The organism is Enterobacter sp. MGH 33 (genome assembly GCF_000534535.1).
In the GTDB taxonomy this organism is placed as follows: domain Bacteria; phylum Pseudomonadota; class Gammaproteobacteria; order Enterobacterales; family Enterobacteriaceae; genus Enterobacter; species Enterobacter hormaechei_C.
Genome location: NZ_KI973212.1, coordinates 3,613,967 through 3,628,955, shown reverse-complemented (window position 1 = coordinate 3,628,955; position 14,989 = coordinate 3,613,967). Strand labels below are relative to the sequence as shown.

Sequence of the window (14,989 nt, the reverse complement as noted above, 5' to 3'; positions counted from 1 at the left end):
TGTACGTCAGGTTGGATGCCTGTCTTCATTTACCCTCTGGAGCGCAAGGGTTGTAAACGAGCATCTATGAATATTCACCACATCCTGAAGCAAAATAAAGACCGCTGGTGGGCACTTCCTCTTATTTTACCCGTCGTGTTACTCCCGGTGCTTAGTGTGGCTAATACCTTAACGCAGTTGGGCGACGGTATCGTTGCGCTCTATTATCTCCCGCTCTCCTTTTTGCTGACGCTGATGTTATTCTTTGGCCTGGAAGCCCTCCCCGGGGTGGTGGTGTCGCTGTTTTTACGTTATTACCCCTCCGTTGGGTTATTTGAAGCCATGGCCGGCATTCTGCATTTTATCGTCCCTCTGGTGCTCAGCTGGGGCGGTTATCGCGTGTTTGCGCCCCGGCGCAATATGACCGCTTACGGTGACATACGCCTGATGGGGCAGCGTATTTTCTGGCAGGTGTTTTGCCCGGCAACGCTATTTCTGCTGCTGTTTCAGTTTGCGGTCTATCTCGGCGTCTATGAGAGCCGCCAGAGCCTCGCAGGACTGAATCCCCTCAATATTCGGACCCTTATTAACTATCAGGGGCTGCTGGTGAGCGGGCTGACGGGCGTGCCGCTAAGCTACCTGCTGATCCGCCTGATACGTCATCCGCGCTATATCAAGGGACTGATGTCCCAGCTCCGCGCGCAAATAGACAAAAAGGTGACGGCCTTTGAGTTTGTGGTGTGGTTTTTAGCCCTGGGCGGGTTGCTGGTCATGCTGCTGCTGCCCATGAATGCAAACAGTTCCATTTTCAGTACCAACTACACCTTGTCCCTGCTGATGCCCGTGATGCTCTGGGGGGCGATGCGCTTTGGCTACAAGCTGATGTCACTCATCTGGACGCCGGTCCTGCTGGTGTCGATTCACTTTTTTTATCACTACATTCCGGTGCAAGAGGGGTATGGCATTCAGCTGGCGATCACCTCATCCAGCTATCTGGTCTTTTCCTTCGTTGTGACGTACATGTCGATGCTGGCGACACGCCAGCGGGCCATCAATATTCGCTCCCGCAGTCAGGCTTTTCTCGATCCGGTGGTGCATATGCCCAACCTGCGGGCGCTGTCGCGCGAGCTGGCCAGTCATCCGTGGTCAGCGCTCTGTTTACTGCGCGTGCCCGAGCTGGAGGTGCTGGGACGCAATTACGGCGTGATGCTGCGGATCCAGTATAAACAGCAGCTGGCGCAATGGATAAACGGCACCCTTCAGCCCAATGAGCGAGTCTATCACCTCACCGGGTATGACATGGCGGTGCGTCTGGAGGCGGAGTCGCATCAACAGCGCATTGAAACGCTGGACGAGCATATCAAGCAGTTTGTTTTTATCTGGGATGGTATGCCGGTACAGCCTCAGGTCGGCGTGAGCTATTGCTATGTACGCTCACCCGTCAATCATCTCTATCTGGTGCTGGGGGAACTGGGCATCGTGGCCGATCTCTCCCTTTCTACCAACCACCCGGAAAATCTTCAGCAGCGCGGGGCTGTTCATTTGCAGCGTAGCCTGAAAGATAAGGTCGCGATGATGAGTCGTTTGCAGGCCGCGCTGGAGCAGGACGCTTTTACCCTGCTGGTTCAGCCCGTTCGCGGGCTGCGCGGTGATTGTTATCACGAGGTGCTGCTGCGAATGCGTGATGATAACGGGGCGCTGATCTTTCCCGAGCAGTTCCTGCCCATTGCACAGGAGTTTGGTTTATCGTCGCGTGTTGATTTATGGGTACTGGAGCATACGTTGAGTTTTCTGGCACAGCACCGCCAGCGTTTGCCGGGCCAGCGCTTTGCGATCAACCTCGCACCTTCTACCGCCTACAGGGCGCAGTTCCCGCTTGAAGTGAGCCGCCTGTTAGCCAAATACGCCGTTGAAGCGTGGCAGCTGATCTTTGAAGTGACCGAAAGCAGCGCCTTTGGTCATGCGGATCTGGCGGCGTCGACCCTCAGGAAATTACAAAAAATGGGCATCCGGATCGCCATTGATGATTTTGGCACGGGCTACGCCAGCTATGCGCGGTTAAAAAGCGTGGACGCAGACATTCTCAAAATCGACGGCGGCTTTATTCGCAATATTGTCAGCAACAGCCTGGATTACCAGATTGTGGCTTCCATTTGCCATCTGGCCCGGATGAAGAAAATGCTGGTGGTGGCGGAATATGTGGAAACGGAAGAGATACGTAGCGCGGTGCACGCGCTAGGTATCGATTATGTGCAGGGCTATTTGATTGGGTTGCCGGCTGAGCTTGATACGTTGCTCAACACGCAGCCTTCTCAGGAGACCGCCTGAGCCGTTACGCTGCCGCCTCAGAACTCTCTTCTTCAATCTTCAGCAGCCAGCCGGTGACCGCTTCCCAGTACTGCTGCTCTTTTTCCAGATCCAGCAGCACCAGCGCGTTCTGGCTAAACCAGTCGTGCGGGAAGCTCAGCGTCCAGTGATAGTCATCCGTTTTTAGCTTCAGCGTCGGCGGCGTGGTGGTTGCCTGTCGCTGATTATTGAGCAACACGCCCAGGCGCAACAGCTGAATGAGCGGCAGGAACTGCTTTTTCTTAAATAACGTAAAGCGCGGCAGATCGTCGAGCTTGATGGCTTTGCGGTGATAGCGCACCAGCGTCGCCATCATGGTTTGCTGCTCCTGGTTGAAACCAGGCAGATCGCTGTTTTGCAGAATATAGGCTGAATGGCGATGCATTCCGCTGTGGTTAATGTTCAGCCCCACCTCGTGCAACATGGCGGCCCATTTCAACAGCGCGGCCAGCTGCGGATGCGCCAGCTTCGGATTCTGCTCCTCCCACTGCTCGTACATCTGAACCGTGGTTTCGAGCACCCGTTTCGCCTGTTCGCGGTCAATGTTGTACTGGTTGGCCAGGCTCTGCGCGGTGCGGCTGCGAATATCCTGATGACGGAAACGGCCTTCCATCTCATACAGCACGCCTTCACGCAGGGCGCCGTCAGAGAGGCGCAGCTCTTTGATCGCCAGCGCGTCAAACACGCCGCAGAGGATCGCCAGCCCCGGTACGAACACGGCTTTACGTTCGTCGGACAGACCCGGCAGACTCAGGGCGTCGAAGCTCTTATGCTTAAGCACCTCTTCGGTGAGTTTCACCAGGCGCTCAGGCGTAATAAAGCCGTCTTTTTCACCCATTGCCAGCAGCACTTCATGGGCCGCTTTAATCGAACCCGATGCGCCCAGCGCCACGTTCCAGCCCTGAATACGGTATTGCCAGGCCAGATTTTCCAGTTTTTGTACGGCGGCCATGCGCGCGCGCTGGAAGTTTTCGCGGGTGATGACGCCGCCAGGGAAATACATCTGCGCGAAGCTGACGCAGCCCATACGGCGGCTTTCCACCAGACGCGGCTCGAAGTCTTCGCCAATCACCAGTTCCGTGGAACCACCGCCGATATCAATCACCAGCTTGCGGCCTTTTTCCGGCTGCGTATGCTCCACGCCCATAAAAATCAGGCGCGCTTCTTCGTTACCGGAGATGATCTCAATCGGGTAGGGGATAACCTTTTCCGCGCGCTTAAGAAACTCCGGCGCGTTCAGCGCCTGGCGTAGCGTATGCGTCCCGACGATGCAGACGCTGGACGGCGAAAAGCCTTGCAAACGTTCTGCGAACAGCGACAGACAGTTCAGCCCGCGCTCCATGGCCTCTTCGCTCAGCATGTTACGCGCGTCGAGTCCATCGGCCAGATGCACACGCTGCTTCAGACGACCGATGATCTGCATCGCGCCATCCACCTCGCGGGCGATGACCATATGGAAACTGTTTGAGCCAAGATCGACCGCGGCGAACTCCTGCGGGCGTGGGGTATTATCGTTTATTGGCATAGGTTAATCGGATTGCTCAAGTGATTTAATGTAATCGTAAATCGCCAGCTGCGAGCGCACTTTACGGCGATTGCCGCGCGGTACATAGCGATTACTGAGTTCTTTGTCGATATAACGTGCTTTCACCGTATCGCTGAACAGGATCTCGATAATGTCCAGGATACGCTGCTTAAGGCGAGGATCCAGCAGCGGTGCCGCCACTTCAATACGGTAATCAATGTTACGCGTCATCCAGTCGGCGGACGAGAGGTATACGCGCTTATCACCGGCGTTATCGAAAATATAGACGCGATCGTGTTCAAGATAGCGATCCACAATGCTGATCACGCGGATATTGTCGCTGATGCCTTCCAGTTCCGGAATGAGCGAGCACATGCCGCGAATGAGCAGATTTACCGGAACGCCGGAGCTGGAGGCCGCGTACAGGCGGTCCACCAGCCCTTTGTCCACCAGATTGTTGAGCTTCAGCGTGATGCCGGACGACAAGCCGTTCTGCGCATTGGCAATCTCTTTATCGATCATATCGTACAGCAGGCGCCGTGAGTTCTGCGGTGACACCAGCAGATAATCGAAGCTCACCGGGCGGTACGGGTTCTCAATGAAGTTGAACACCCGACGCACTTCGTTGGTGATGCGGGCATCGGCAGTCAGCAGCGAATAGTCGGTGTAGATTCTCGCGGTTTTCTCGTTAAAGTTCCCGGTACCGATATGGGCGTAGCGCACCACGTCGTCGCCCTCTTTACGGGAGATCAGGAACAGCTTGGCGTGAATTTTCAGCCCTGGCGCGGAGAAGATGACGTGTACGCCCGCTTCCGTCAGTCGGCGCGCCCAGTGGATGTTGGCCTCCTCGTCGAAGCGAGCCTGGAGCTCAACCACCACGGTCACTTTCTTGCCGTTGTGCGCCGCGTGGATCATCGCATCGATGATACGGGAATCTTTCGCCACGCGATAAATGTTGATTTTGATCGCCAGCACGTTCGGATCGAACGAGGCCTGACGCAGCAATTCCAGCACGTGTTCAAAGGTGTGATACGGATAGTAGAGCAGCACATCCCGTTCGCGGATGGCGTCGAACCCGTTGCGGAACTTATCGAACCAGATATGGCGCAGGCGCGGCAGCGGTTTGTTCACCAGATTGGCCTTGCCGACGTTCGGGAAGCCAATGAAATCTTTAAAGTTGTGGTAACGCCCACCGGGGATAATGGAGTCGTAGCGGGAGATGGTCAGCTTATCGCGCAGCATCTCCACCATCGCGTCCGGCATATCGCGCTGATAGACAAACCGCACCGGCTCCGCCGTCAGGCGCTGCTTGAGGCTGGAAGACATCAGCTCCATCAGGCTGGCCTCCATCTCATGTACCAGATCGTACTCGGCGTCACGGGTCATCTTCATCGAGTAGGCGTTGAGCGCGTCGTAATCGAAGAAGCCTTTGAAGATATCGTCCAGGCAGTAGCGCAGGATGTTATCCAGCAGGATCATCGGCTTACGTCGGCGCGGGGTTTCCGGCGGCAGGTTTACAAAGCGTGGGACTTTATCAGACGGTATTTCCAGCAGCGCGTAGTTAATGGTCTCACCCCGAATGATTTCTACCGCCAGATAGGTGTAATCATCTTTCAGGAACTGCACCAGATCGGTTTCACGGTTGATCAGAATCGGGGTAATGTGCTGGCGCAGATAATGTTTGAAATAGTGGCGCAGCCAGTTTTGCTGATTCGCGGAGAGCTGGCGTTCGTTGATCAGGAAGATTTGGTTGCGTGCCATTTCCAGCAGCAGCTCGTTATAGAGGCCATCAAATTCCTGATCGGCTTTCATGACGCGAGACTGGATTTTTCCAAGCAGATGCCGCGAGTGGGAGTTTAAGCCCTGTTCTTCGCTGATGATGATTCGGCGTTTCAGTTCGGCGAAGCGAACCTTGTAGAACTCATCCAGATTGTTGGAATAGATGCCTAAAAAACGCATACGTTCAATCAGCGGGTTGCTTTTATCGGCCGCTTCCTGAAGTACACGTTCGTTGAATGCTAACCAGCTTAGCTCTTTCTCGATGTATAACTTTTCCTGACCCATTACAGCTCACACTCCAGTTCAATCACAGGACGTGGTAAATCCGTCTCGTCCTTATTATGGCGAGCATTTCCACGATATGTCCAACAGTGCCAGAAAAGTATGACAGTTATTTTTTTGTTGGGGAATTTAGAGGGTTGGGGGAGGGGGTGTCGGGTGGCGCTGCGCTTACCACGACCTACGGGACCGTAGGCCCGTGCAAGCGAAGCGCCGCCGGGCAATTCAAACAGACTACTCTTCAGCCGCATAACCCTGCGGGGGCAACTTCACGCCGTCCAGCCAGGCTGCGCCGTTGCGCATCTCCAGACGTCCATCGACAAACCAGCTTACCACCAGCGGATAAATGGCGTGTTCCTGCGTCTGCACACGTTCGGTCACGTCGTCTTCGTTGTCGCCGTCAAAGACCGGTACTTTTGCCTGCAAAATGACCGGACCGCCGTCCAGCTCGTCGGTGACGAAATGCACGGAGGTACCATGCTCCTCATCGCCGTTCTCCAGCACCTGACGATGGGTGTGCAGACCGGGGTATTTTGGCAGCAGGGAAGGGTGGATATTGAGCAGTCGTCCGGCGTAGTGTGCAACAAAAGCCGGGCTCAGGATGCGCATGTAGCCTGCCAGCACCACCACGTCAGGTGCGTAGGCGTCAATCTCCTGCACCAGCTCACGGTCAAAGGCTTCACGCCCGGCGAACTGGCTGGCTTCCAGCGCGTGCGCAGGAATGTTCGCTACCCGCGCGCGCTCAAGGCCGAATGCATCGGCCTTGTTGCTGAATACTGCCCGAATGGTGCCATTGATTTTCTTCTGTTTGCAGGCGTCTATGATTGCCTGCAAATTGCTTCCGTTGCCGGAAATGAGCACCACGATGTTTTTCATTCAATGACCACACGCTGTTCGGAATCGGAAGCTTTAATCGTACCGATTTTCCACGCGTTTTCACCTTTTTCTGTCAGCAGCTTAACCGCTTTATCCGCTTCGCTGGCGGGCAGGGCGATAACCATGCCCACGCCGCAGTTAAAGGTGCGGTACATTTCGTGAGAGCTCACGTTGCCTGCGGTTTGCAGCCAGTTGAAGACGGACGGCCACTGCCATGAGGATGCGTCGATCACCGCCTGGGTATTGTCCGGCAGCACGCGCGGAATGTTTTCCCAGAAGCCGCCGCCGGTGAGGTGAGCGATGGCGTGCACGTCAACGTTCTCAATCAGCTCCAGCACGTTTTTCACGTAGATGCGGGTCGGGGCCAGCAGGTGATCGGCCAGCGGTTTGCCGTCCAGCTCGGTGGTCAGCGGGTCGCAACCGCTCACTTCGAGGATTTTACGCACCAGAGAGTAGCCGTTGGAGTGCGGACCGCTGGAAGCCAGCGCAACCAGCACATCGCCGTCAGCCACTTTGCTGCCGTCGATAATTTCTGATTTTTCTACCACGCCGACGCAGAAGCCTGCGACGTCATAATCTTCACCGTGATACATGCCAGGCATTTCCGCGGTTTCACCGCCGACCAGCGCACAGCCGGATTGCAGGCAGCCTTCGGCGATACCGTTAATGACGCTGGCTGCGGTATCCACGTCCAGCTTGCCGGTCGCGTAGTAATCGAGGAAGAACAGCGGCTCGGCGCCCTGTACCACCAGGTCGTTGACGCACATCGCCACCAGATCGATACCAATCGTATCGTGACGCTTAAGATCCATCGCCAGGCGCAGTTTTGTACCGACACCATCCGTACCCGAGACCAGCACAGGTTCACGATATTTTTGCGGCAGCGCGCACAGTGCGCCGAATCCACCCAGGCCACCCATCACTTCCGGGCGGCGGGTTTTTTTCACCACACCTTTGATTCGGTCAACCAGCGCATTACCTGCGTCAATATCAACACCGGCATCTTTGTAGCTGAGAGAAGTTTTGTTGGTCACGGCTTAAATCCCCACGCGATTGCATAGCTAGTAAGAAAAATCGGCGCAATTCTAACAGTCCAGGCAAACGTTTGCGAGCCTATTCTCGGCGCGGGGATCTTTTTTTCTGTGCGGGCTGTCCAGGGCAACAAACTTGACTCTGTTCACGAAAATGAAACCGGTTTCGGCGATCTGCTTGCAACGGCTATCCCCTTTGCACATCATCAAACTGAAACCGGTTTCTGTAACTGTTTTTGCAGAAAATAACGCAGAATGAGGGATAGCGAATGTCAGGATTTAAAGCAGGTTTTCTGTGGGGTGGGGCCGTTGCGGCGCACCAGCTCGAAGGCGGCTGGAAAGAGGGCGGCAAGGGCGTGAGCGTTGCCGATGTCATGACGGCAGGCGCCCACGGGGTACCGCGTGAAATCACCAACGGCGTGCTGGAGGGGAAAAATTACCCAAACCACGAAGCCATCGACTTCTATCACCGCTATAAAGAAGACATCAAACTCTTTGCCGAGATGGGGTTCAAATGCTTTCGCACCTCCATCGCCTGGACGCGTATCTTCCCGAAAGGCGACGAGCTGGAGCCGAACGAAGCGGGACTCAAATTCTATGACGATCTTTTTGACGAGTGCCTGAAGCACGGCATCGAGCCGGTGATCACGCTTTCCCACTTCGAGATGCCTTTCCACCTGGTGACGGAATACGGCGGCTGGCGCAACCGTAAGCTGATCGACTTCTTTGTTCGCTTCGCGAAGGTCGTTTTTGAGCGCTACCAGCATAAAGTGAAGTACTGGATGACCTTTAACGAGATCAACAACCAGGCCAACTTCCACGAAGACTTTGCGCCGTTTACCAACTCCGGGCTGAAATATGCGCCGGGAGAAGATCGCGAGCCGGTGATGTTCCAGGCGGCGCACTATGAGCTGGTGGCCAGTGCCCTGGCGGTGAAGGCGGGGCGCGAGATCAACCCGTCGCTGCAAATCGGCTGCATGATTGCCATGTGCCCCATCTATCCGCTGACCTGTGCCCCGGACGATATGATGATGGCGATGAACGCCATGCATCGTCGCTACTGGTTCACCGACGTTCACGTGCGCGGCAAGTATCCGCAGCATCTGCTCAACTACTTTGAACGTCGCGGCTTCGCGCTGGATATCACCGAAGAAGATAAAGTGGCGCTGACGCAGGGCTGCGTGGATTACATCGGGTTCAGCTACTACATGTCTTTTGCCACCAAAGCGACCGCGGACAACCCGCTGCTGGACTACGATGAGAGCAAGAGCCTGGTCTCTAACCCGTACGTGCAGAAATCGGACTGGGGCTGGCAGATCGATCCTGTCGGGCTGCGCTACTCTCTGAACTGGTTCTGGGATCACTATCAGCTGCCATTGTTTATCGTTGAGAACGGCTTTGGCGCGATCGACGTGCAGGAGAGCGACGGCACGGTGAACGACCAGTACCGCATCGACTACCTTTCCGCGCACATCCGCGAGATGAAAAAAGCGGTGGTGGAAGACGGCGTAGATCTGATGGGCTACACGCCGTGGGGCTGTATCGACCTGGTCTCTGCCGGCACCGGCGAGATGAAAAAACGCTACGGCTTTATCTTTGTCGATAAAGATAACGAAGGTAACGGCACGCTGAACCGCAGCAAGAAGAAATCGTTCGACTGGTATAAGCAGGTGATTGCCAGCAACGGAGAGCAGCTATAATTGCCCGGTGGCGCTGCGCTTACCGGGCCTACGGGATGTGTAGGCCGGGTAAGCGTTAGCGCCACCCGGCATAATCCCGCCCCCAAGCCGGAGCCCAGCCTCCGGCTTTTTTGTTTTTGATTGATATACGTCAAGCAAGATGGGTATGGCGCAATCCGAAAAAAGCGGTATAATCCCGCGATTTTTTTGCGGATGCCACCTCAGAGGAGAAAGAGAATGAAGATTGTGGAAGTGAAACACCCACTCGTTAAACACAAGTTGGGCCTGATGCGTGAGCATGACATCAGCACGAAGCGTTTTCGCGAACTGGCTTCTGAAGTGGGTAGCCTGCTGACCTACGAAGCGACCTCTGATCTGGAAACGGAAAAAGTGACCATCGAAGGCTGGAACGGTCCGGTACAGGTTGAGCAGATCAAAGGTAAAAAAATTACCGTGGTGCCAATCCTGCGTGCGGGTCTGGGCATGATGGAAGGCGTACTGGAGCACGTCCCAAGCGCGCGTATCAGCGTGGTGGGTATCTACCGTAACGAAGAGACGCTTGAGCCGGTCCCGTACTTCCAGAAGCTGGTCTCTAACATCGACGAGCGTATGGCGCTGGTGGTTGACCCGATGCTGGCGACCGGCGGTTCGATGATCGCCACCATCGACCTGCTGAAAAAAGCGGGATGCAGCAGCATCAAAGTGCTGGTGCTGGTTGCGGCGCCGGAAGGTATCGCGGCGCTGGAAAAAGCGCACCCGGACGTTGAACTCTATACCGCGTCTGTCGACCAGGGACTGAACGAGCACGGGTACATCATCCCGGGGCTCGGCGATGCCGGCGATAAGATTTTTGGTACTAAATAATCGAATAACGATAAAGAAGCCGACTTTGATAGTCGGCTTTTTTTTGAATAAAAACCAACAATGACACTCAGAGGAAAACACTATGACGCGCCGTGCTATCGGGGTGAGTGAAAGACCGCCGCTTTTACAGACAATCCCGCTTAGTTTGCAGCACCTGTTCGCCATGTTTGGCGCAACCGTGCTGGTGCCAATCCTGTTTCACATTAACCCGGCTACCGTGCTGCTGTTCAACGGCATCGGTACGCTGCTTTACCTCTTCATCTGTAAAGGCAAAATCCCGGCCTATCTCGGGTCGAGCTTCGCGTTTATCTCCCCGGTTCTGCTGTTGCTGCCGCTGGGTTATGAGGTCGCGCTGGGCGGCTTTATCATGTGCGGCGTGCTGTTCTGCCTGGTCTCCTTCATCGTGAAGAAAGCCGGTACCGGCTGGCTGGACGTGATGTTCCCGCCTGCGGCCATGGGGGCCATCGTTGCCGTCATCGGCCTGGAGCTGGCGGGCGTGGCGGCGAACATGGCCGGGCTGCTGCCTGCGGACGGTCAGTCACCGGATTCTAAAACCATCATTATTTCGCTGGTGACGCTGGGCGTGACGGTGTTTGGCTCCGTGCTGTTCCGCGGTTTCATGGCGATTATCCCGATCCTGATCGGCGTGCTGGCGGGCTACGCGCTCTCCTTCGTGATGGGCGTTGTGGATACCACCCCGATTGCCGAGGCGCACTGGTTCGCGCTGCCAACCTTCTACACCCCGCGCTTTGAATGGTTCGCCATTTTCACTATTCTGCCTGCCGCGCTGGTGGTGATTGCTGAGCACGTCGGCCACCTGGTGGTCACGGCGAACATCGTGAAGCGCGACCTGATCCGTGACCCGGGTCTGCATCGCTCCATGTTTGCCAACGGTTTCTCCACCATCATCTCTGGTTTCTTCGGCTCCACGCCAAACACGACTTACGGTGAGAATATCGGCGTAATGGCGATCACCCGCGTCTACAGCACCTGGGTTATCGGCGGCGCGGCGATCATCGCCATTCTGCTCTCCTGCGTTGGTAAACTGGCGGCGGCGATCCAGATTATCCCGGTTCCGGTGATGGGCGGCGTTTCCCTGCTGCTGTACGGGGTGATCGGTGCCTCCGGTATTCGCGTGCTGATTGAATCCAAAGTGGATTACAGCAAGGCGCAGAACCTGATCCTGACCTCCGTTATCCTGATTATCGGCGTGAGCGGCGCGAAGGTGCACATCGGCGCGGCAGAGCTGAAGGGTATGGCGCTGGCGACCATCGTCGGCGTCGGCCTGAGCCTGATTTTCAAGCTGATCTCGGTGATCCGCCCGGAAGAGGTGGTGCTGGACGCAGACGACAGCGAAAAAGCGCCACATTGATCGTCATGCCGGGCGAAGGATCGCCCGGTTCTCTCCTTGCAGGTTCCGTGTTAAACTCCATTCCGATTTTATGTAAGATCTCTGGTTGAGGTATTTCTGAACGGACCGGCACAGCTCTCTCTGCCACTTTATCTCCCTGACGACGAAACTTTCGCGAGTTTCTGGCCGGGTGATAACCCCTCTTTACTGGCTGCACTGCAAAACGTGCTGCGCCAGGAACACAGCGGATACATCTATATCTGGTCACGCGAAGGCGCGGGACGCAGCCACCTGCTGCATGCCGCCTGTGCGGAGCTTTCGGCGCGCGGTGACGCGGTAGGCTATGTGCCGCTGGATAAACGCACCTGGTTTGTGCCTGAAGTGCTGGAGGGCATGGAACATCTCTCCCTGGTCTGCATCGATAATATCGAATGCGTGGCGGGGGACGAACCGTGGGAAATGGCGATCTTTAACCTCTACAACCGCATTCTGGAGTCGGGCAAAACCCGGCTGCTGATCACCGGCGATCGTCCGCCGCGCCAGCTCAATCTGGGACTGCCGGATCTGGCGTCTCGTCTGGACTGGGGGCAAATCTACAAGTTGCAACCGCTGTCGGATGAAGACAAACTCCAGGCGCTTCAGCTGCGCGCCAGACTGCGCGGATTTGAACTGCCGGAAGACGTAGGGCGCTTCCTGCTCAAGCGTCTGGATCGGGAGATGCGTACGCTCTTCGATACGCTCGATCAGCTCGATCGCGCCTCCATCACCGCCCAGCGCAAGCTGACCATTCCGTTTGTGAAAGATATTCTTAAGCTTTGAGTTTTTTGCCCGGTGGCGCTGCGCTTACCGGGCCTACGAAAACCCGTCATACCTTGTAGGCCGGGTAAGGCGCAGCCGCCACCCGGCTAAAGATCCCCCAACAAGTGCTCCACCAGCAGCGGAATCGGTCTTCCCGATGCCACGCTTCTGCCGTTCTCACGCCACAGCGCCGTCCCGCTGATATCCAGATGCGCCCACGGAATGGTCGGCGGGCAGAAGTGATGCAGCAGCCACGCCGCCGAGGCGCTGATCGCCGCATTGTTGGTCGGCGTGTTGCATAGATCGGCAATGGCGCTGTCGGTCTGCTTTCTCAGCCGCGCATCCAGCGGCAGGGACCACACCTCGTCGCCGCTCCGTTTGCCCGCGAGCGTCAGTGCCTGACGCAGCGGTTCATCCTGGGTCATCAGCCCGCTCAGCTCATACCCCAGCGCTTTCACCACCGCTCCGGTTAAGGTCGCCATATCAATGATATAGTGAGCCTGCGGATGGCGCTGACTCGCCCAGGCGATAGCGTCTGCCAGCACCAGCCGGCCCTCGGCATCGGTATTGTTGATTTCAACGGTGGTGCCGTTGCAGGCCATCGCCACCGTGCCGGGCTGCATGGCGTCGGGGCCGATGGCGTTTTCCGCCAGCGCCAGCACGCCCATGATGCGCACGGGTAATTTCAGCTCCGCAACGGTCAGCATCAGCCCGAGCACGTTAGCCGCGCCGCACATGTCATATTTCATGGTGTACATGCCCGCGCCTTCCTTCAGCCACAGGCCGCCGGTGTCAAAGGTAATGCCTTTTCCCACGTAGCAGCGCACCGGGCCATCAGACACGCCGTTATAGTGAATAGCCAGCAGGCGCGGCGGGCAGGTCGCCCCTTTGCCAACGGCGTGCAGTAGCCCCAGCCCCTGCTCAACAATTTGCTTTTCATCCAACACCTCGCAGCGCAGGGCAGGGCTGGCGGCACACAGTTTTTGCGCCTCTTCCACCACAAACTGCGGCGTGCAGCGGTCGGACGGCATATCCGCCAGACGTCGCGCCGCAACCATGCCGAGCGCAATGGTCTGCTGCTGGCGGAAGGTCGTCTCCAGCTTCGCCTGCTGTTCCGGCAAGCAGAGGGCAGTGATGCAGGTAAGACGCAGCGCTTCGTCCGTCTTCTTCAGCTTCAGGTCACTGAGCCTGTGCGCCTGATTAAAGAGAAAACGCAGTACTTGCGCCAGCACCACATCGTCAATATCCGTCACGTCCAGCACGAGTTCGGCGCTGGCGGGGGCGGCAAGCAGCGGTCGCAGAGCGGTTAGCAACCCTTCGGTCAGGGCGTCATGCCAGAGCGCATCCGGCAAAAGGGTGATGCGGGCAAACGGCGCGCAGCCAAAGCGCGCGTCCGCGACGGTGCTCTGCTGGCGCATTTCAGCGACAAGAGCGCTTTCCGGTAACAGGGAACTGTCAGCGCGCGCAATCAAATGGCTTTGCGGCTTCGCGTCTGAAAGCGCGTTGATAAACTGGTATGTGATCATCATGACTCCTCAATCGGTGCGCGGATCCGCGCGGCATAGGCCTGCATCCACTCCTCATCTACCGCGTGATAGTGCGTTTTCTCCCGCAGGCGTTCAGTACGGAAAACGGTGAGGGGCTGGCGAGCCGTCGCCACCACAAACGAGAAGGTTTTGATGTTGGTCGCGGCGCCAAATTCTCCTTTGCTGTTCATGCACACCACGGAGAGATCGCCCGCGCGGCCAAAGCGCGACATCAGCTTGTCTTCCAGTTCGAACACCACCGAATCCGCCGCCTGCTGCGGCGCCATCCCTTGCGCCATCCGGCGAACGATTTCGTAGCTGGTACAGCCCTTCATCAGATCTTCACCGACGCCCGTGGCGGTGGCCGCGCCGGTTTCGCTGTCGCAGTAAAAGCCGGAGCCGATGATGGGTGAGTCACCGAGGCGGCCGCGTTTTTTCATAAACAGGCCGCTGGTGGAAGTGGCGACGCTCATCGAGCCCTGTTTATCGAGGCCGATGATGCCGACGGTGTCATGTCCGTCGTAGGGGCTTAACCCCTTGTCCAGCGTTTCGCGGCAGCGCTTTCGGTAGTGTTGCATGGCGCGATCCGTGAGCATGGTTTTGTCGGCAAAGCCCTGGCTCAGCGCCCATTCGCGCGCGCCCTGGCCGACCAACAGGCTGTTATAGCGCTGTCGGCTGAGCGCGTGCGCCACGCGCACCGGGTTGGCGATATCCACCAGATTGCCCACGGCGCCGAACGCCAGCGTGTCGCCGTCCATATAGGCCGCGTCCAGCTCTACCTCGCCGTTCTCGGTCGGCAGCCCGCCGTAGCCGACGGATTTATAAAACGGAAAGTCCTCGACGGCGGCGACGGCATCCACCACCGCCGGAGCGACAGGTTTGCCCGCAGCCAGCGCAGACGCAGATTCCGTGACGCCTTCAAGCGCCATTCGCCAGGTTGCGATAATTCCCCACAT

Annotated in this window: 11 protein-coding genes; 5 read left to right on the top strand and 6 right to left on the bottom strand. The window is 57.0% G+C overall.

What is annotated here, in order from left to right:
- The first annotated feature begins 66 nt into the window (after positions 1-66).
- Complete coding sequence (locus L379_RS07185) at positions 67-2,307, top strand: EAL domain-containing protein (protein ID WP_032654437.1); 2,241 nt, start codon at positions 67-69, stop codon at positions 2,305-2,307.
- 4 nt (positions 2,308-2,311) lie between these two features.
- On the opposite strand, the gene ppx is transcribed toward L379_RS07185, so the two are convergent.
- The 4 genes from ppx to purM all read right to left on the bottom strand — a co-directional run bounded on the left by ppx (position 2,312) and on the right by purM (position 7,818).
- Positions 2,312-3,850, bottom strand: coding sequence for an exopolyphosphatase (gene ppx, locus L379_RS07190; RefSeq protein WP_003860570.1), 1,539 nt, complete (start codon positions 3,848-3,850; stop codon positions 2,312-2,314).
- Between the two features lie 3 nt (positions 3,851-3,853).
- Positions 3,854-5,914 carry a polyphosphate kinase 1 gene (gene ppk1 / locus L379_RS07195; protein WP_017692942.1) on the bottom strand — a complete coding sequence of 687 codons (2,061 nt, stop codon included), beginning with the start codon at positions 5,912-5,914 and terminating at the stop codon, positions 3,854-3,856.
- Between the two features lie 228 nt (positions 5,915-6,142).
- A complete protein-coding gene (gene purN, locus L379_RS07200; RefSeq protein WP_032654434.1) occupies positions 6,143-6,784 on the bottom strand; it encodes a phosphoribosylglycinamide formyltransferase in 642 nt (213 codons plus the stop codon).
- Positions 6,781-7,818, bottom strand: coding sequence for a phosphoribosylformylglycinamidine cyclo-ligase (gene purM, locus L379_RS07205; protein ID WP_017383509.1), 1,038 nt, complete (start codon positions 7,816-7,818; stop codon positions 6,781-6,783). The genes purN and purM overlap by 4 nt, the downstream gene beginning before the upstream one ends.
- Before the next feature lie 266 nt (positions 7,819-8,084).
- Here purM and L379_RS07210 point away from each other — a divergent pair, with 266 nt between their 5' ends.
- From L379_RS07210 to L379_RS07225, 4 genes are all read left to right on the top strand, one after another.
- A complete protein-coding gene (locus L379_RS07210) occupies positions 8,085-9,515 on the top strand; it encodes a 6-phospho-beta-glucosidase (RefSeq protein ID WP_032654430.1) in 1,431 nt (476 codons plus the stop codon).
- 216 nt (positions 9,516-9,731) lie between these two features.
- On the top strand, positions 9,732-10,358 hold the full coding sequence (gene upp, locus L379_RS07215; RefSeq protein ID WP_003860560.1) for a uracil phosphoribosyltransferase: 627 nt from the start codon (positions 9,732-9,734) through the stop codon (positions 10,356-10,358).
- A gap of 82 nt (positions 10,359-10,440) precedes the next feature.
- The gene (uraA, locus tag L379_RS07220; RefSeq protein ID WP_003860558.1) at positions 10,441-11,730 is read left to right on the top strand and encodes a uracil permease; all 1,290 of its coding nucleotides are present in this window, start codon (positions 10,441-10,443) and stop codon (positions 11,728-11,730) included.
- A gap of 96 nt (positions 11,731-11,826) precedes the next feature.
- On the top strand, positions 11,827-12,528 hold the full coding sequence (locus tag L379_RS07225; RefSeq protein WP_211482948.1) for a DnaA inactivator Hda: 702 nt from the start codon (positions 11,827-11,829) through the stop codon (positions 12,526-12,528).
- Between the two features lie 86 nt (positions 12,529-12,614).
- Here L379_RS07225 and L379_RS07230 read toward each other — a convergent pair whose 3' ends face one another.
- Positions 12,615-14,033 (bottom strand): leucyl aminopeptidase family protein, encoded by a 1,419-nt coding sequence (locus tag L379_RS07230; protein WP_032654427.1) that lies wholly within the window; start codon positions 14,031-14,033, stop codon positions 12,615-12,617.
- The gene (locus L379_RS07235) at positions 14,033-14,989 is read right to left on the bottom strand and encodes a N(4)-(beta-N-acetylglucosaminyl)-L-asparaginase (protein WP_032654425.1); all 957 of its coding nucleotides are present in this window, start codon (positions 14,987-14,989) and stop codon (positions 14,033-14,035) included. The genes L379_RS07230 and L379_RS07235 overlap by 1 nt, the downstream gene beginning before the upstream one ends.